Source organism: Bradyrhizobium sp. USDA 4538 (assembly GCF_024171045.1).
GTDB lineage: Bacteria > Pseudomonadota > Alphaproteobacteria > Rhizobiales > Xanthobacteraceae > Bradyrhizobium > Bradyrhizobium australafricanum.
Genome location: NZ_JALJZE010000001.1, coordinates 5,068,763 through 5,083,301, shown reverse-complemented (window position 1 = coordinate 5,083,301; position 14,539 = coordinate 5,068,763). Strand labels below are relative to the sequence as shown.

Annotated in this window: 14 protein-coding genes; 6 read left to right on the top strand and 8 right to left on the bottom strand. The window is 63.0% G+C overall.

Annotation, left to right across the window (positions count from 1 at the left end; genetic code table 11):
• Window positions 1-8: 8 nt before the first annotated feature.
• Genes J2R78_RS23020 through J2R78_RS22990 form a run of 7 tightly spaced genes read right to left on the bottom strand, consistent with a single transcriptional unit; the run spans window position 9 to window position 6,762 of the window.
• The gene (locus tag J2R78_RS23020) at window positions 9-818 is read right to left on the bottom strand and encodes an SDR family NAD(P)-dependent oxidoreductase (protein WP_253606948.1); all 810 of its coding nucleotides are present in this window, start codon (window positions 816-818) and stop codon (window positions 9-11) included.
• Window positions 815-2,209 carry an MmgE/PrpD family protein gene (locus J2R78_RS23015; RefSeq protein WP_253606947.1) on the bottom strand — a complete coding sequence of 465 codons (1,395 nt, stop codon included), beginning with the start codon at window positions 2,207-2,209 and terminating at the stop codon, window positions 815-817. The genes J2R78_RS23020 and J2R78_RS23015 overlap by 4 nt, the downstream gene beginning before the upstream one ends.
• Window positions 2,209-2,901 (bottom strand): ABC transporter ATP-binding protein, encoded by a 693-nt coding sequence (locus J2R78_RS23010; RefSeq protein WP_050387518.1) that lies wholly within the window; start codon window positions 2,899-2,901, stop codon window positions 2,209-2,211. The genes J2R78_RS23015 and J2R78_RS23010 overlap by 1 nt, the downstream gene beginning before the upstream one ends.
• Complete coding sequence (locus tag J2R78_RS23005; RefSeq protein WP_253606946.1) at window positions 2,901-3,659, bottom strand: ABC transporter ATP-binding protein; 759 nt, start codon at window positions 3,657-3,659, stop codon at window positions 2,901-2,903. The genes J2R78_RS23010 and J2R78_RS23005 overlap by 1 nt, the downstream gene beginning before the upstream one ends.
• Complete coding sequence (locus J2R78_RS23000) at window positions 3,656-4,693, bottom strand: branched-chain amino acid ABC transporter permease (protein ID WP_253606945.1); 1,038 nt, start codon at window positions 4,691-4,693, stop codon at window positions 3,656-3,658. The genes J2R78_RS23005 and J2R78_RS23000 overlap by 4 nt, the downstream gene beginning before the upstream one ends.
• 4 nt (window positions 4,694-4,697) lie before the next feature.
• Window positions 4,698-5,564: a branched-chain amino acid ABC transporter permease gene (locus J2R78_RS22995; protein ID WP_225642650.1), complete on the bottom strand. Its 867-nt coding sequence runs from the start codon at window positions 5,562-5,564 to the stop codon at window positions 4,698-4,700.
• Window positions 5,565-5,574: 10 nt separating this feature from the next.
• Window positions 5,575-6,762, bottom strand: coding sequence for an ABC transporter substrate-binding protein (locus tag J2R78_RS22990; RefSeq protein WP_253606944.1), 1,188 nt, complete (start codon window positions 6,760-6,762; stop codon window positions 5,575-5,577).
• 377 nt (window positions 6,763-7,139) lie between these two features.
• Between J2R78_RS22990 and dctP the strand changes: the two genes are divergently transcribed.
• From dctP to J2R78_RS22965, 5 genes are all read left to right on the top strand, one after another.
• Window positions 7,140-8,162 (top strand): TRAP transporter substrate-binding protein DctP, encoded by a 1,023-nt coding sequence (dctP, locus tag J2R78_RS22985; protein ID WP_253606943.1) that lies wholly within the window; start codon window positions 7,140-7,142, stop codon window positions 8,160-8,162.
• A 9-nt stretch (window positions 8,163-8,171) separates the two neighbouring features.
• Window positions 8,172-8,675 (top strand): TRAP transporter small permease, encoded by a 504-nt coding sequence (locus J2R78_RS22980; RefSeq protein WP_057017373.1) that lies wholly within the window; start codon window positions 8,172-8,174, stop codon window positions 8,673-8,675.
• A 110-nt stretch (window positions 8,676-8,785) separates the two neighbouring features.
• Entirely contained in the window at window positions 8,786-10,069 is a 1,284-nt protein-coding gene (locus tag J2R78_RS22975) for a TRAP transporter large permease (RefSeq protein WP_253589162.1), read from the top strand.
• Window positions 10,070-10,101: 32 nt separating this feature from the next.
• On the top strand, window positions 10,102-11,625 hold the full coding sequence (locus tag J2R78_RS22970) for a class I adenylate-forming enzyme family protein (RefSeq protein ID WP_253606942.1): 1,524 nt from the start codon (window positions 10,102-10,104) through the stop codon (window positions 11,623-11,625).
• A 702-nt stretch (window positions 11,626-12,327) separates the two neighbouring features.
• Complete coding sequence (locus tag J2R78_RS22965) at window positions 12,328-12,996, top strand: outer membrane protein (RefSeq protein WP_057017476.1); 669 nt, start codon at window positions 12,328-12,330, stop codon at window positions 12,994-12,996.
• 315 nt (window positions 12,997-13,311) lie between these two features.
• Here the strand turns inward: J2R78_RS22965 and J2R78_RS22960 are convergent, their stop codons facing one another.
• Entirely contained in the window at window positions 13,312-13,524 is a 213-nt protein-coding gene (locus J2R78_RS22960; RefSeq protein WP_253636018.1) for a hypothetical protein, read from the bottom strand.
• Between the two features lie 461 nt (window positions 13,525-13,985).
• Here J2R78_RS22960 and J2R78_RS22955 point away from each other — a divergent pair, with 461 nt between their 5' ends.
• Window positions 13,986-14,249: a hypothetical protein gene (locus tag J2R78_RS22955; protein ID WP_225642640.1), complete on the top strand. Its 264-nt coding sequence runs from the start codon at window positions 13,986-13,988 to the stop codon at window positions 14,247-14,249.
• Window positions 14,250-14,539: the final 290 nt, after the last annotated feature.

Sequence of the window (14,539 nt, the reverse complement as noted above, 5' to 3'; positions counted from 1 at the left end):
CGTCGCTTTCACGACTTGTCCTGCGCATTGTCGGCAACCAGCACCGCGCCGTTGACGAAGCTCGCGCGGTCGGACAGCGCGAAGACGATCAAATTCGCGAGTTCCTCCGGCGTGCCCCAGCGCGTGTTTCGCATCGAATTGTTTTCCGACCAGCGCTTGCGTTCGGCTTCCGCCTCCTCTTCGCCCAGATCGCGCTTGGCGAGTTCGCGCTCCCATTTTGCAAAACGTTCCGGAGTATTGACGAAACCGGGAACGACGCAGTTGACGCGAATGTTGTGCGGCCCGAATTCGTTGGCGAGAATCTTGGAGAAGCGGATTTCTGCCGACTTGGCCGGACCGGTGCATGACGACAGGAACGGCGGCATCGTCACCATGATCCCGGTTTCGCCCGACACGTTGACGATGCTGCCGCCGTTCTGCTCGATCATGATCGGAATGATGCGCTGACAGATACGGAACTGAGCGAAGAAATTGATCGCCATGCCGTATTGCAGTTCCTCGTCGGTGACTTCGAGGAACGGCTTGTAGGTGCCGGTGCCGGCATTGTTGACCAGGATGTCGACGCGGCCGAGACGGTCGCGGGCGACCGCCGGCAGCCGCTCGATCTGCTTCAGATCCGTCACATCAAGCGACAGCGTTTCGACCTTGACGCCGGTGCTCCGCTCGACGTCAGAACGACATTCGGCCAGCGCGTCCTCGCGGCGCGCGCAGACCAGAACCTTGACACCCTCCTCCGCCAGCAAGCGTACGGTCTCGAGACCAATGCCCTTGCTGCCGCCAGTGACGATCGCAGTCTTGCCTTCAAGTCCAAGTTTCATTTGATCGCATCCCTTTGAGATCGGGTCAGGCGGTCGAGCAGCCTGCGCACAGGCATCGATCCGCCACTACGTGCCGAGGCGAAAACCTCGGCCGCAAGGCTGGCGCCTTCGCCGGCCGGAATTCCGGTGCCGGCCAGGCGGCTATCAAAAACCTCGGTGGCGCGGGCTTCGTCCTGGAACACCAGAACCTTGGGCGCCTCGCGCGCGGTCCGGCGAAGACGCGCACCATTTTCCATCTCCAACTCGACGGTCGCGTCGAGATGGGTGCCGACCGCGTCCGGCTCGACGATCGTCTTTCCGACGAGTGCCATGATCTCCCGGTCCTGGCGGTGCTCGACGCCCATCTCGTAGTCGAGGCGGCCGTAACGCAGCATGGCGGCGACCGCAAAGGCGGTGCTGGCCTGGGTCTGCACCGTCCGCGTGAACGGTCCCTTGAAGGACGTTCCCGGATATTGCGTATAGGGCTCCCAGATCGTCACGGTGATCCGCTTCACCTGCGACAGATCGATGCCGTCGCGGTAGAGCACCTGCGCCGCCAGCACCGCCGACATGTTGTCGCCCAGGGTTGCGAACGGCTTTGCCATGATGCCGATCATCGTCGCGACATCGGGGCCTCGCTGCCATTGTTCTGGCGTGCGATCGAGGCCGGCAAGCGAGCGCAACAACCCCTTCGGTCCTTCCAGCGCATCAGGCGCCCCCTGGACGCCGCGCGCCGCAAGCTCCGCGGCCACCAGCCCGCCCTGGGCGGCGCGCCCGTTCTGTACGCGCCATTCGTCGGAGCCGCAGCGCACCGGCTCCAGCGTGCCGCCGGTCGTGCAGGCCGCGATTGCAACCGCGCTGGTGGACCTCGGTGCATCGAGCCCAAGTTCGGCTGCGGCCGCCGCCGCGGCGCCGATCGTGCCGAAGGTCGGGCTGGTCCGCACGCCCCGGCCGATCAGGCCGCGGGCAACGACTTCACCCGCACCAAGCCATTTAAGCGTGGTATAGCCGACCGTGAGAGCGGTCAGTACGGTGCGCAGCGGCGCATCCAGCGATTCGCCAAGCGACACCGCGACCGGCGCAATCAGGGATCCCGGGTGCGTCCATGAATCGTGGTCGGTGTCGTCCTGAAAATGGGCGTGAACGGCAATGCCGTTGGCGAGAACCGCCTCGGACAGCGCGGCATGTTTGCCGCTCGCCCAGATGCGCGCGGTGCGCGGTCCAGGCAGCACCTCCGCGGACATCGCGCGCGCGGCCGCGGCCGTCGGCTCGTGTCGCGCCGCGAGCGCGAGCCCCAGCGAGTCCAGCAGGCAAATGGCTGCCTTCGTGGCGACATCCGGGGACAGTTCGCTCGCCGACGTCGTTGCGGCGAAGGTCCCGAGCAGCGCAGTGGCGTTCAAAGTAGCGGACATCACAAATACTCCTCGGCAAGCGCAACGTCGCGAATTTCGGCGACGGTGCCGCTCCGCCTGACCTCGCCACCGCGCATCACGTAGCCGCGTGTGGCAAGCTTGAGCGCCGGACGCGCCATCTGCTCGGTCATGAGAATGGTCGTGCCGCGCTGTTGCATATGGCGGATCGCCTCGCTGATCTGCGCGATCCACACCGGCGCGAGCCCGAGGAAGGGTTCATCCAGCAGCAGCAGCTTGGGAAACGAACTCATGGCGCGCGCCAAGGCGACGATCTGCTGTTGTCCCCCCGACAATTGTCCGGCCGGCTGGCTGGCGCGCTCCTTCAGGATCGGAAAGATGCCACAGAGCCAGGCCCAGGCTTGGCGCTGGCTCGCCCCGCCGTGCCAGCAGGCGCCGCTCAGGACGTTGTCGGCGACCGACATGGTCGGGAATACGCGGCGGCCTTCGGGCGAATACCCAATTCCGGCCCGCGCGCGCCCATCGCAGGATACGGCACTGAGATCACGGCCCGCGAAGCGCACGCTGCCATGCGAGGCCTGGACCAGACCGATGATGGCGTTGATCAGGCTCGACTTGCCGGCGCCATTGGCGCCGATCAGCAGGACCGTCTCGCCCTCGGCGACGTCGATCGAGACGCCGCTGATTGCCGTGATGCCGCCATAGCGGACTTCGAGGTCTTTCACCGCCAGCATCAGGCCGCCTCCTCGTCCACTGTCCCGAGATAGGCGTCGATGACGTCCTTGCGTGCCAGGACGTCGGCCGGAGCGCCTTCGGCCAGGACACGACCGGAATCGAGCACCAGTATTCTCGGACAGAGGCGGCGCACGAGATCCATGTCATGCTCGACGATCAGGACCCCGCAACCGAGCTCCGTCCTCACGTGGCGCACGAAAGCATCGACCCGCAGGCGCTCCCGCCGCTCGAGGCCGGCCGCCGGCTCGTCGAGCAGCAGGACTTTCGGCCGGGCGGCGCAGGCCAGAATGAGACCGAGCATCTTCTGGAGCCCGTACGGCAGCTTGTCGCTCTGCTCGTCGAGCTGCGGTTCAAGCTCGAACTCGTCGATCAGCGGCGCGACGCTGTCCCATCCGGGCCCACTGCCGCTGAAGCGAAGGGCCCGCGAAATATTCTCGCGGACCGATGCCATGCGGAAGGTGTTGGTCTGCTGGAAGCTGCGGATAATTCCCATGCGACTGACGGCATGCAGCGGCTTGCCGGTCATATCCTTGCCGTCGAGCCGCACCCGGCCGGTGGTCGGCGGCAACATGCCGCAAATGACATTGATGAGCGTGGTCTTGCCGGCGCCGTTCGGCCCGATGACGCCAAGGACATCGCCTGGCGGGATGGCGAAGCTGACATTGTCGAAGACATGCAGCCCGCCGAAACGCTTGGAGATGGCTGCGACCTCGAGCAGCGCGCCGCCGTCGGTCCGTCCGGTGCGTTCAGTCGTCATTGCAGGGGCTCCATCGCATTGGGCACGCTCAGCGTCGGCGACGAGGCGACGGTGGAGGACCGCGACGGCGACGATGGCGAAAGCATGCGGACGCTGAGGCGATGGATCGTCCCGACGACGCCCTCGCGCGCGACCAGCACCACCACCACGATCAGGAAGCCGAACAGGAACTGGGAATACTCCCCGCGCAACGCGAAGACGTCTCCCGCCCAGATCAGCAGAGCGCCACCGACAACCGGGCCAAGCATGCTGCTCTTCCCACCGATGATCGCATAGGCAATGTAGTTGACCGATGACAGCGCGCTGAACGAGGTCGGATGAGCGGTGAGCAGCATGTTGACGAGGGCGAAGCCGGCGAGCCCGGATACGCCCGCCGCGATGGCGAAGCCGAACGCCTTGTAGTGCCAGACGACAAGGCCGAGACTCTGGGCGAGCAGTTCGTTCTCCTCGATCGCCGCGAAATGCTGGCGCAGCGTGCGGGTCACCGCAGCGGTGACGATAGCACCGGCGAGCGCCAGCCCGATCGTGACCTGCAGCACCGCGCGGTTGTCGGCGAGCTCCAGCCCGAACAGCGTCACGGCCGGCATCCCGACCAGTCCATTGGACCCGCCGGTCCACCCCGGCGTTTCAAACAGCAACAGTTGCGTGATCTCGGTGAGGACGAACGTGACCAGCACGAAATAGACGCCGGTCAGACGGAGCACCAGCGCGCCGAGCGGCAGCGCAAACAGCGCCGGCACCACGAAGCTCGCAAGCCCCAGCAGCAGCACATCGGTCACGCCGTGACGAAGCCCCAGGATCGCGACGGTGTAACCGCCGATCGCCATGAAGGTCGGCACCGCGAAGGTCATCAGATTCATGCGCAGCATGATGTAGACGCTGAACGCGGCCGTAATCGCGATCAGCATCTGGTTGGCCAGCGAATAGACCATCGGGTTCTGGCTGAGCCAGGGAACTACGAAAGCGGCCGCGATGACCACGACGCTTGCTGCCTCGGCCAGGTCGCCGCGCTTGGAAAGGGTGCGGGCTGTCATGTGCTCAAGCTCCCCGAACCCGGTGACCGAACAGACCCGATGGCTTGACGACCAGCATGACCAGGACGAGCACGAACAGCGCGAGTGCGCCCTTCGACCCACCGAGATAGACCGCAGAGAACGCCTCCGCCATGCCGACGATGAAAGCCGCGACTGTCGCACCACCGACGCTACCGAGACCGCCGAGAATGACGATCAGGAAGGACGTCGCCAGCACGGGATCGCCGATATGCGGCGCGAGCGACAGGATCGGTGTGACCAGCGCGCCGGTGAGGCCGGCGAGCCCCGTCGCCAGGGCAAAGGCGGCCGGAAACAGAATCGCCGGACGCAGTCCCTGCGCCGTCGCCACCGCGCGGTCATCGGCCAGCGCACGCAGCGCGCGACCGAAATCGGTGTAATAGATCAGGCCGTAGATCGACAGGATCCCGACGATGCAGACGCCCAGCACCACGAGATTCTCGATCGGCACAAAGAAGCCATGGCCATGAATGACACCGGTCAATGGAAAGGCGAAGGCCGGAGACTGCGGTCCGAACACCACCAATATGCCGCTCGACATCATCAAATAGAGGCCGAGCGTCAGCATCAGCGTCGCCAGATGATCGTCAATCACGCGATCCAGCACGAAGCGTTCGAACAGGAATCCGAGCAGCATGGTGCCCAGCGCCGCGCAGATCACCGCCAGCGCGTAGGGCATGCCGAGATACGTCACCGCGGAATAGGCGAGATATCCTCCGAGAACGTAGAAGCCGCCATGCGCGAAATTGACGACTCCGAGAATGCCGAAGATCAGGGTGAAGCCGAGGGCGAGCAGCGCGTACTGCGCACCCAGGCTGATGCCGATGAGGCAGGTGGCGACAAAACCTTGCACGGAGTACCCGCTACTTGCCGCCGGCCGCTTCGACCCTGATGGTCGGTTGCAGCTTGCCTTTTTCCACGAGTCCGACGCCGAACGGGAACGACAGTTCCTGGTTGATGCCGAAGAAATCCTGCCCGATCCAGTGTCCGGGACCGATATTGGGATCCTCAACCGGCAACGATCGCAGGGCCTCGGCAACCTTGGCCGTGTCCGAGATGGTACCGGCCTTGGCGATGGCTTTGGTTACCATGCGGGCGGCGGAGACCCACTGAAAGAACAGATTGTTTTCCGGCCGTTCGGCACCGAGCAGCTTCTTGTACTCGTCGGCGATCATTTGCACTTTCTCGTCGATGAGAACCGGCTCGTACCAATAGAAGTCCTTCAGCACCTCGTCGCCACCGGCGACGCGGGAGATTTCGGTGTATCCCGGACCGCCGAGACGTCCGATCGGTCCCTCAAAGCCAGCCTGACGCAATTGCTTCACGATGATGCCGGCGTCGCCAGGGGGCGATGAAGCGAGATCGACGGCGTCGGGCTTCGCGTTCATGATCCGGGTCACGATCGGCGCGAAATTGGTGGTGCCACGCTGATAGTATTCTTCGGAAGCTGTGATGCCGGTTCTCTTGTATGCGTCGGCGTCGACGCTCGCGATATCCGTGCCACCCTGGTCGTTCGGCGCGACCAGCACCACGCTCTTCATGCCGAACTTCTGCTTGGCGATCTTGATGATCGGCTCGGCCCAGCCCGACGGACCCGGCCCCATGTGGAAGACCAGCGGCAACTGCGGCGATAGCGCATCCTTGGCGTAGCCGTTGCCCATCACCAGCATCGAATTGCGCTTGGCGATCGGCTTCACGCCGGTGAGCTCGGGCGAGCCGATCGGACCGATGATGAATTTAACGCCCTGCCCTGCCAACGTGTTGGCCGCAGCGGCGGCGCCTTCGGCCGTGTATTTGCTGTCGATGGCAACGACGTTGACCTTGCATGGCGCCCCGTCGACCTTGATCAGGCCGTCCCGGTTGGCCTCGGCAGCGACGAGTTCGACCGCGCCGCGCAGCGCGAGGCCCCATTGCGCAGCGGGACCCGACAGAACGCCGACGACGCCGAGCGTCAATTCCTGTCCCGCCGCCATCACCGAAACATTCGAACTGGCCAGCGCAGCGCCGATGGCGATGCCGGACAACAGCAGATTTCTCCGCGTAGTGCTCATTACTCCCCCCGTAATTTGTTGCGGCTCATGCGCCGTCCACTTGTTGCGTGGAAACCCGAAGCGTTCCGCTCCGGGGCCGCGCGTATCGCTCGGCGCCGGGACGCTAGGCGCGCGGAGGCCGCCTTGTCAATGAAACGTTTCATGAAAAATAGGGCAGATCAGCTATGCTTGAGATGAGCCACCGTTCCGCCCGTGAGATAAATATTAATAATAACAGTAGCTTAATATATCGATCGAACGATCCATCAGAACTCCAAACGACGCACCGCTACTGACACACCTATGCGATGAAACGTTCCACTTGAATCAACCTGGCCTGCCCGTTAGCTTCCGTGACCCGTCGCGGACAGAAGACGACGGCCAAGGGGAGAAACTCGATGATGCGGGGCGCCGTGACGGCCGTGCTTGCCGTGCTTGCGATTCAGTGCAGCCAGGGAGCGCTAGCAGCCGAACCTCAGTTCAAGCTGCGGGCTTCGGTGGACACGTCGGCGACACACGGACGGACATTGTCTGCCGCCGACTACCTGAAGAAGCTGCAGGAAAAATCCGGCGGCCGGATCACGACCGAGCTGTTCCACAGCGGCCAGTTGTTTCGCGACCGCGACGTGGTGAAGGCGCTGCGTCAGGGCGCCGTCGAGATGGCGATCCCCGGCACCTGGGTGCTGACCGGCTTCGTCCCCGATGCAGACGTCTTCCAGCTGCCGGCATTTTTCGGGCAGCCCTACCCGGTGGTCTATGCTGCTGCCGACGGCAAGATCGGCGAGATCATCAACAAGCAATTCGAGAGCAAGCTTGATGTCAAATTGCTCGGCCCCTGGCTGCAGCTCGGATATCAAAACACCTACAGCACCAACAAGGCGATCCGCGACTTCGCCGATCAGGCCGGCATGAAGATCCGCAACTCCGGCGGAGCGGGACAATCGGCGCGGGCCAAGTTCTTCAATGCAACGCCGAACGTCACAGCCTGGCCGGACGTACCGTTGGCGCTCTCGCAAGGCACGTTCGACGGGCTGAGCTCGACCGATGAAAGCCTTGCCAGCGCAAAGCTCTGGGAATCCGGCGTGAAATATGGATTTGCGGATCGCGAATTCGTCGGGTTCTACGTGCCGATGATCAGCGAGAGCTTCTACAAGAAGCTGCCGCCGGATCTCCAGAAGCTGGTCGTCGATCTCTGGCAGGAGAACATCCAGGCCTACCGCAAGAGCATGGAAGAGGCTCAGACCGAGGCACGCCACACGCTGGAGAAGAACGGCATCGTGTTCGTTTCGCCGTCCGAGAGCGCGCTCGCTGAGGTCCGCGCCAAGATGCTGCCTTTGCAGGACGGCATCGCGAAGGAGTTGCGGATTTCGCCCGCCTTGCTGCAGCAGGTGCAAGCGGATGTAACGACCATCGGCCATTGATTGCCACCCATGATGAAGATCTGGAACAGGCTTGAACTCCTGTTGATTGGAGTTCTTGGTGCCGCCGCACTGACGGTCGGGACCGCTCAGGTCATCGGCCGCTACGTGAACAAGAACTTCGCTTTCATCAATGGCGAGGAGGTCGTGGTCTATCTGACGGTCTGGGCGGTGTTTCTGGCGTCGAGCCAGTTGGTCCGGACCGATGGGCATGTCAGGCCCGACGTCGTCCTGCGACTGTTGCCGCCGCAAGGGCAAAGATGGGTCGAGGCATTCAACTGCTGTGTCGCGATCTTGTTTTGTGGCGGCCTGGCCTATTGCGGCTTCCAGGTTGCGGATGTCGCCCGCAGCCTCGACGAGCGCAGCATCACGGGCCTCGAATTCCCGATGTGGATCTACTACTCGGCCATCCTGACCGGCGCCGTACTGATGCTGTTGCGCTACGTCATCAAGCTTTATTTGCTCGTCTTCCGCTTCGATCCCGCCACCATGGTCATCGCCGTTCACGATCACTGAGCGATCGGCGGCGACGTCAGCCGTCTTGATGACCGATCTGCCATCGGCAAACTGACCGTCGTGGTCCCGCATCGGGATGCTTCAGGTCCAGCAGCAACGAGACCGACACGATGTGGACGATGCTTTTCCTGCTGATGTTCTTCGGGCTGCTCTGCGCGGGAATGCCGATCTTTCTGGTGTTGGGTCTCTGCGCGGCGGTCCTGTTCGGCTTCAGCGACCAGCCTCTGGTGGCGATCGCGCAGAAGATCGCCGATGAAATGAATTCCAGCACACTGATGGCCTTGCCCCTGTTCGTGATGGCCGCCGCATTCATGCGGCGCGGCGGCGTCGCCAAGGCACTGGTCGATGTCGCGATCGCCTGGTTCGGACGATTGCGGGGCGCACTCGGTCTCGTGACGGTGGTGTCATGTACTTTGTTTGCCGCGATCTGCGGCTCCTCAGTTGCGACTGCGCTCGCCATGGGCACCATTCTGGTGCCGGCGATGATCGAGCGCGGCTATCCGCGTCATTTTGCGCTTGGCGTAGTTGGCGCTTCCGGCACGATCGGCATCGTGATTCCACCCAGCCTGTCGCTGATTCTTTACGGGCTGATCGCAGAGCAGTCCGTGCCGCGCCTGTTCCTGGCCGGCATCATGCCCGGGCTGCTGCAGGCAGCGATGTTCTTCGGCTGGGTGTTCTACTACTCGCACAAATACGAGTTGCCGCGCGAACCGTCCGTGCCTCGCGCCGAACTGGTGCGGATGAGTCTCAATGCCCTGCCCGCGCTTTGCGTACCTTTCATCGTGATGGTCGGAATCTACGGCGGCCTGATGACGGTCACCGAAGCAGCCGCGGTCTCGGCCACGGTGGCTCTTCTCGTCAGCCTGTTCTTCTATCGCGGCTTTAAGGTCAGCCAGACACTCGAGGTGATCGCCGAGGCAATCAAGAGTGCCGCGACGATCATGATCATCGTCGCGACCGCTTTGGCATTCGGCCACTGGATGACGGACTCGGGCATCCCGGCCTCGCTGGTGAAGTTCACGCTCGACAACCAGCTTCATCCCTGGCAATTCCTGCTCGCGATCAACGTGCTGCTGCTCGTGCTCGGATGCTTTCTCGAGGTCGCCGCCACGCTGCTGGTGGTAATGCCGATCCTTGCGCCTGCGCTGAAGCCGCTCGGAATCGATCCCGTCCATTTCGCGATCGTCTTCACCCACAACATGGAGATCGCGCTGGTTCATCCCCCGGTCGGACTGAACCTCTACGTGCTGGCCACGATTTCCACGGCGCCGGTCACCGAAGTGGTGCGCGGCGTTCTGCCGTTCCTCGGCCTGCTGCTGCTGTGCCTTGCGATCATCACCTATGTCCCACAGCTTTCGCTTTGGCTGCCCAATCTGGTCTACGGCGCGGGCTAGCAACGCGGATCGTCTCGACGGAGAGCTCGAGCATGTCATCGAAATCAATCCATTGGGCCGGCGAATTCTCCGCGCTCGCGCTCCGCTACGGCAACAGGCCGGCTGTCGTCGACGCCGCCGGCACAACGTCCTATGCGGAGTTGTTCGCCAAAGCTGCCGGCGTTGCGTATGCCCTGATCCAGGCCGGGATCGGCCCGACAGATGCCGTGGCTACATTGTACCGCAACAGCGCCGACGCCGCTGCGGCCACTTTCGGCGTCATGCTGGCGGGCGCCGTCGAAGTCCCGATCAACCCTGCGCTGAGCAGCGACGAGCGCGCTTACTGCCTCGCGGTCTCCAACGTTCGCCTGTTGATCACCGGCGCGGCCCTCGCGACCGAAAAGGCTGCCGGCGGTCCGAACATCATCGAGGTCGAAAGCATCGAACGGACCGCGTTGGATCCGGCCGCCTTTCCGCAGGTCGACGGCGACGCGCCGGCGCGTATCGTCTTCACCTCTGGCACCACCGGACGCCCGAAAGGCGCGGTTCACAGCCAGATCGGCCGCTGGACGGCCAACATATTGCTGCGGGCAAACCTGCCGTTCCGCCCGGATGCCGCCAGCAATGTCCTGCTGATGACGCCGTTCTCGCACGGCTCCTCGTTGATGACGCATGCCTATCTGTCGTCGGGTGCGGCCGTGACACTGCTCGACGGCGTCGACCCGCCGCGCGTACTTGATATCCTTGCACGCGGCGCATGCGATGCGATGTTTGCGCCGCCGACCGTGCTGGCAAAGATCGTGGCTGCCGCGGGCACGCGCCAGTTCTCGTCGCTGTGCACGATCTTCTGCGGCACGGCCGTGCTGAAGCCCACGCTCTACGCGCGCGTCAAGGAGATGTTCGGCCCCGTGGTGCGGGTGACCTATGGCAAGAGCGAGGTATTCAATCCGATCACAGTGCTTGAAGCCGAGGAGACCGAGTCCTGGTATGCATCCGGAGGCGAGGACGCCTGCGTCGGCTGGCCCGCTCCCGGTGTTGAGATCGTCATCCGCGGCGAGGACGGCCGGCCGGCCGCGGCGGGCGGCGAGGTTCTGATCCGTGCACAACACCTGATGACCGGGTATCTCACCACCGAGGGTTTTAGCGCGCTCGCACCGAATGAATTCCACGAAACCGGCGATCTCGGCTATCTCGATGCACGCGGCCGGCTGCACCTCACCGGCCGTAGCGCCGACGTCATCAAGTCGGGCGGCTACAAAGTAGCGCCGGAAGAGGTCGAACGATTGCTTGCGCCGGCGCTGCAGCCATCGGAAGTCGCGGTGGTCGGCATTCCCTCGGACTATTGGGGCGAGATCATTCTGGCAGCGGTGGAAAATCCTGCGCCAGGCTGGGAGGAGCGCATCAATCGCGTGGTGCCGACCATGACCGATTACAAGCGCCCGCGCCTGCTGATTGCCCTCGACGAATTGCCGCGCAATGGGATCGGCAAAATCCTCCGCGGCGCCATTCGCACCGACGTGCTGTCCCGGTTCCGCATCACCGAAGGGCCGCGGCCGCGGCTCGAGAAGCGCTCCTAGTTCAGCGCGAGCGACGAAGCCGAGTTCGCGTTGCAAGCGCAGAGAGTGTGGCCGCATTACGGGCCGAACGCACAGCACGCCGTTTTCACGAGAACGGCGCCGTCCAGCGAGCGAGAAGGCTGACGATAACGCTCCAATCGATGACCTGTCGCCATTACGTGGCGTTTGCCCCAATAGTTGGAGTCGTCATCGCCACCCTTGGCCTTAGCTCGTGGCTCATCGGCCGAGTCCGCCGCTACATCCTCTCCGGTAATTGACGCAGCCTGGTTCAGGACTCCCATCATCGGGACGCTGCCCTGCATTATCGCGGGATGCACGCAAAAAGACTGCGGCGCGGGGCTGGTATGCGTCGGGGCCTCCCATTTCGTTCCGCTACGGGACAGAAGCCCGACAGTGACTCTCCCTTTTGGGTCGACAAGCACTGCAGACCCGCGCTTCGCACTCAGTCGTCTTCGGGCTCGCCCCAGTTCCATGCGAAGATAATCATCTATCCACCGACACGTTGCGCCGGGATGTGATCTGCAATGCATAATCCGCGTCACGAAAGTTCCAAGCTCTCCTAACGCCAAGCGTCCCTCGCCTTTGTCGTTAGCGGCCCGCGTTTGGCGCCGCCTGTTGCAGCCAAGTTACAGCAATTCCGCACGTGTCTGATAGGCGATGAACTTGGGGCTGGGCTAGTACAAGAAAGTTGGAATGAAAAAGATGAAGAAAATTCTGCTTGTCACCGCCAGCATGATCGCGCTCGGCGCGGTCGCGCCCGCTTCCGCGGCTGATCTCGCGCCTCAGCCCTACACCAAGGCTCCGCCCTATGTTGCTCCGACCCCGATCTACAACTGGACCGGCTTCTACATCGGTGGTCACGTCGGTGGTGCGTTCGGTGGCAACGACAACGTCCTCGCCCCCGGCTTCGGCGGTGGCAACGACGGTGTGTTCATGGGCGGCGTGCAGGCTGGCTATGATTACCAGTTCGCGCCGAGCTGGGTGCTGGGTCTTGAAGCCAACTATAGTTTTCTGGATACCAGTTCGAGCTTCGCCAATCGTGGCCTCGGTTCGGTAACCGGCCGCCTCGGCTACACTTGGGGTCCGGCGCTGCTTTACGTCAAGGGCGGCTATGCCTGGGCTGACACGCGCTTCTCGAACGGCTTCGGCGGCGACGGCGGCCGTGACGGCTACACCGTCGGTGCCGGTCTCGAATACATGTTTACCCAGAACTGGTCGGGCAAGCTCGAATACCAGTACTATGACTTCGGCACCGTCAACGTGTCCGATTCTCTCGGCTTTATCGGCAGCTTCCGCAACGACCAGCACACCATCAAGGCGGGCTTGAACTACAGGTTCAACCTGGGCGGCCCGGCCGTCGCCAGGTACTGATCGCTCGCTTAACTCCAAGCGACATGAGAGCTCCGGGCCAAACAAAGGCCCGGAGCTTTTTCGTTGGAACGGTGGTTCCTCCCGGATTGGAAGCCTCTAGCGCGGTCGATTGACGCACGTTGACGGACTGATCCGTGACGACATGACGCACGACGATCAATGCGTCATGGAACTGACCTGCAAGGGACGATGGCAGCTAGCGCTCATCGGGCTGATCGAGCGCGAACAGGAGGCCCGTTGCGAGCGGTTCGGCCGGGCTGGTGGATTGGGCAGGCCGGTCGGATCTGCTGCATGGGCGCCGCGCGCTGCGAGGCTTCAGCGCCGCTGCCTGATCTGCACGGCCTTCAGATAGTCGGCAACTTGCTCAGCCCAATCGGCGGGTGGCGCCACGCCTGTAACTTGCGGGCTGCGACCGCAGCCAACGCAGATCGGGTGGGTGTCCTGATCGCTCTCGAAGCTATAGGCATCCGCGCCGTCGGTAATCACGCACGGCGTCATGTCGGAGCGCTTGCGGTCGCAGCGTTTCATCATGGCCTCCGTTCCCCGGCGAGTGCTAGCCGACACACTTTGCGAGTCCAGTGCTGGATCATGAGTCGCCCACCACCGCCGAGGAAAATGCAAAGTGAAACGCATTCGATGGAACAGCAACACGCGTGGGCGTTTTGGTTGTTGATTGATTATGATGCAATCGTGACCATGGAACTCGTGCTGTTGGCACGGACTGCACATCCCATCACGAGGCGGTTGTGATCTCATTGCGTACATCGGATCGACCGAGCACGCGCATCGGCTCGGCCAATCCGAAATACTGGCAAAGACGGCTCCGGCGCGGCCCTCAGACAGCACGTCGGGGCCGTCGCTTGCGTCAGCGGAGCTTGCGAGATGGGCGACAGCCGTGAAGTGCCATTGTCGGATATGCACGCGCGCGTGTTGACGCGGCGTTGCGGCGCTCAATAGCTTTGCCGGTTGGGGTGGCTTGATGCGCGGTGATGGCGATGTCGAGAATAGAAGTGAGCGCGGAAGAGAAGGAATTGATTCTAATGCTGCGCGAATGGAAACGCGACGTGCGCGGATTTGGGTCGTCCGAGGTTTTGATTTCACGCCAGCATGGACGCGGATGGGAAATCAGGCTTGCGCTTAACGCGGATCAAGTGTCGTCCATCGGACTGAGCTTCGGCCTGGCTTGGAATGCACTGGCGGCAACACAATTGGGTGCCGCACGAAGGACGACCTGCGTTGTGCATGAACCATGATACAAGCAGGACAGCGGAACCAGTTGCGTTGGCACAAAGTGCACTTCCATCCAAGGCCGAGTGTGATCTGATCGTCATTCGGATCAGCCGAGCCCCACAGCGCATCAAACTCGGATAGGCCGAAGCACTGGCGAAGACAGCTTCGACGTTGAAGCCCCTCAGACTCACGTCGGAGCCGTCGAAAAAGGTGGCGCCAATGAAAAATCGAACAGGCACCGAATGGGCCATCATCGCCGCTGAATGCTGGCTCGCAGTGGTCGCGGTGGCGATCTTGCTGATCGCGCTACACC

Bases quoted from the DNA above. Each gene is read 5' to 3' on its own strand.
- dctP (WP_253606943.1), top strand. From the start codon at position 7,140: ATGATGCGGGGCGCCGTGACGGCCGTGCTTGCCGTGCTTGCGATTCAG.
- J2R78_RS22980 (WP_057017373.1), top strand. From the start codon at position 8,172: ATGATGAAGATCTGGAACAGGCTTGAACTCCTGTTGATTGGAGTTCTT.
- J2R78_RS23005 (WP_253606946.1), bottom strand. From the start codon at position 3,659: ATGACGACTGAACGCACCGGACGGACCGACGGCGGCGCGCTGCTCGAG.
- J2R78_RS22955 (WP_225642640.1), top strand. From the start codon at position 13,986: ATGGCGATGTCGAGAATAGAAGTGAGCGCGGAAGAGAAGGAATTGATT.
- J2R78_RS23010 (WP_050387518.1), bottom strand. From the start codon at position 2,901: ATGCTGGCGGTGAAAGACCTCGAAGTCCGCTATGGCGGCATCACGGCA.
- J2R78_RS22990 (WP_253606944.1), bottom strand. From the start codon at position 6,762: ATGAGCACTACGCGGAGAAATCTGCTGTTGTCCGGCATCGCCATCGGC.
- J2R78_RS22960 (WP_253636018.1), bottom strand. From the start codon at position 13,524: ATGAAACGCTGCGACCGCAAGCGCTCCGACATGACGCCGTGCGTGATT.
- J2R78_RS22965 (WP_057017476.1), top strand. From the start codon at position 12,328: ATGAAGAAAATTCTGCTTGTCACCGCCAGCATGATCGCGCTCGGCGCG.
- J2R78_RS23020 (WP_253606948.1), bottom strand. From the start codon at position 818: ATGAAACTTGGACTTGAAGGCAAGACTGCGATCGTCACTGGCGGCAGC.
- J2R78_RS22975 (WP_253589162.1), top strand. From the start codon at position 8,786: ATGTGGACGATGCTTTTCCTGCTGATGTTCTTCGGGCTGCTCTGCGCG.
- J2R78_RS23000 (WP_253606945.1), bottom strand. From the start codon at position 4,693: ATGACAGCCCGCACCCTTTCCAAGCGCGGCGACCTGGCCGAGGCAGCA.
- J2R78_RS22970 (WP_253606942.1), top strand. From the start codon at position 10,102: ATGTCATCGAAATCAATCCATTGGGCCGGCGAATTCTCCGCGCTCGCG.
- J2R78_RS23015 (WP_253606947.1), bottom strand. From the start codon at position 2,209: ATGTCCGCTACTTTGAACGCCACTGCGCTGCTCGGGACCTTCGCCGCA.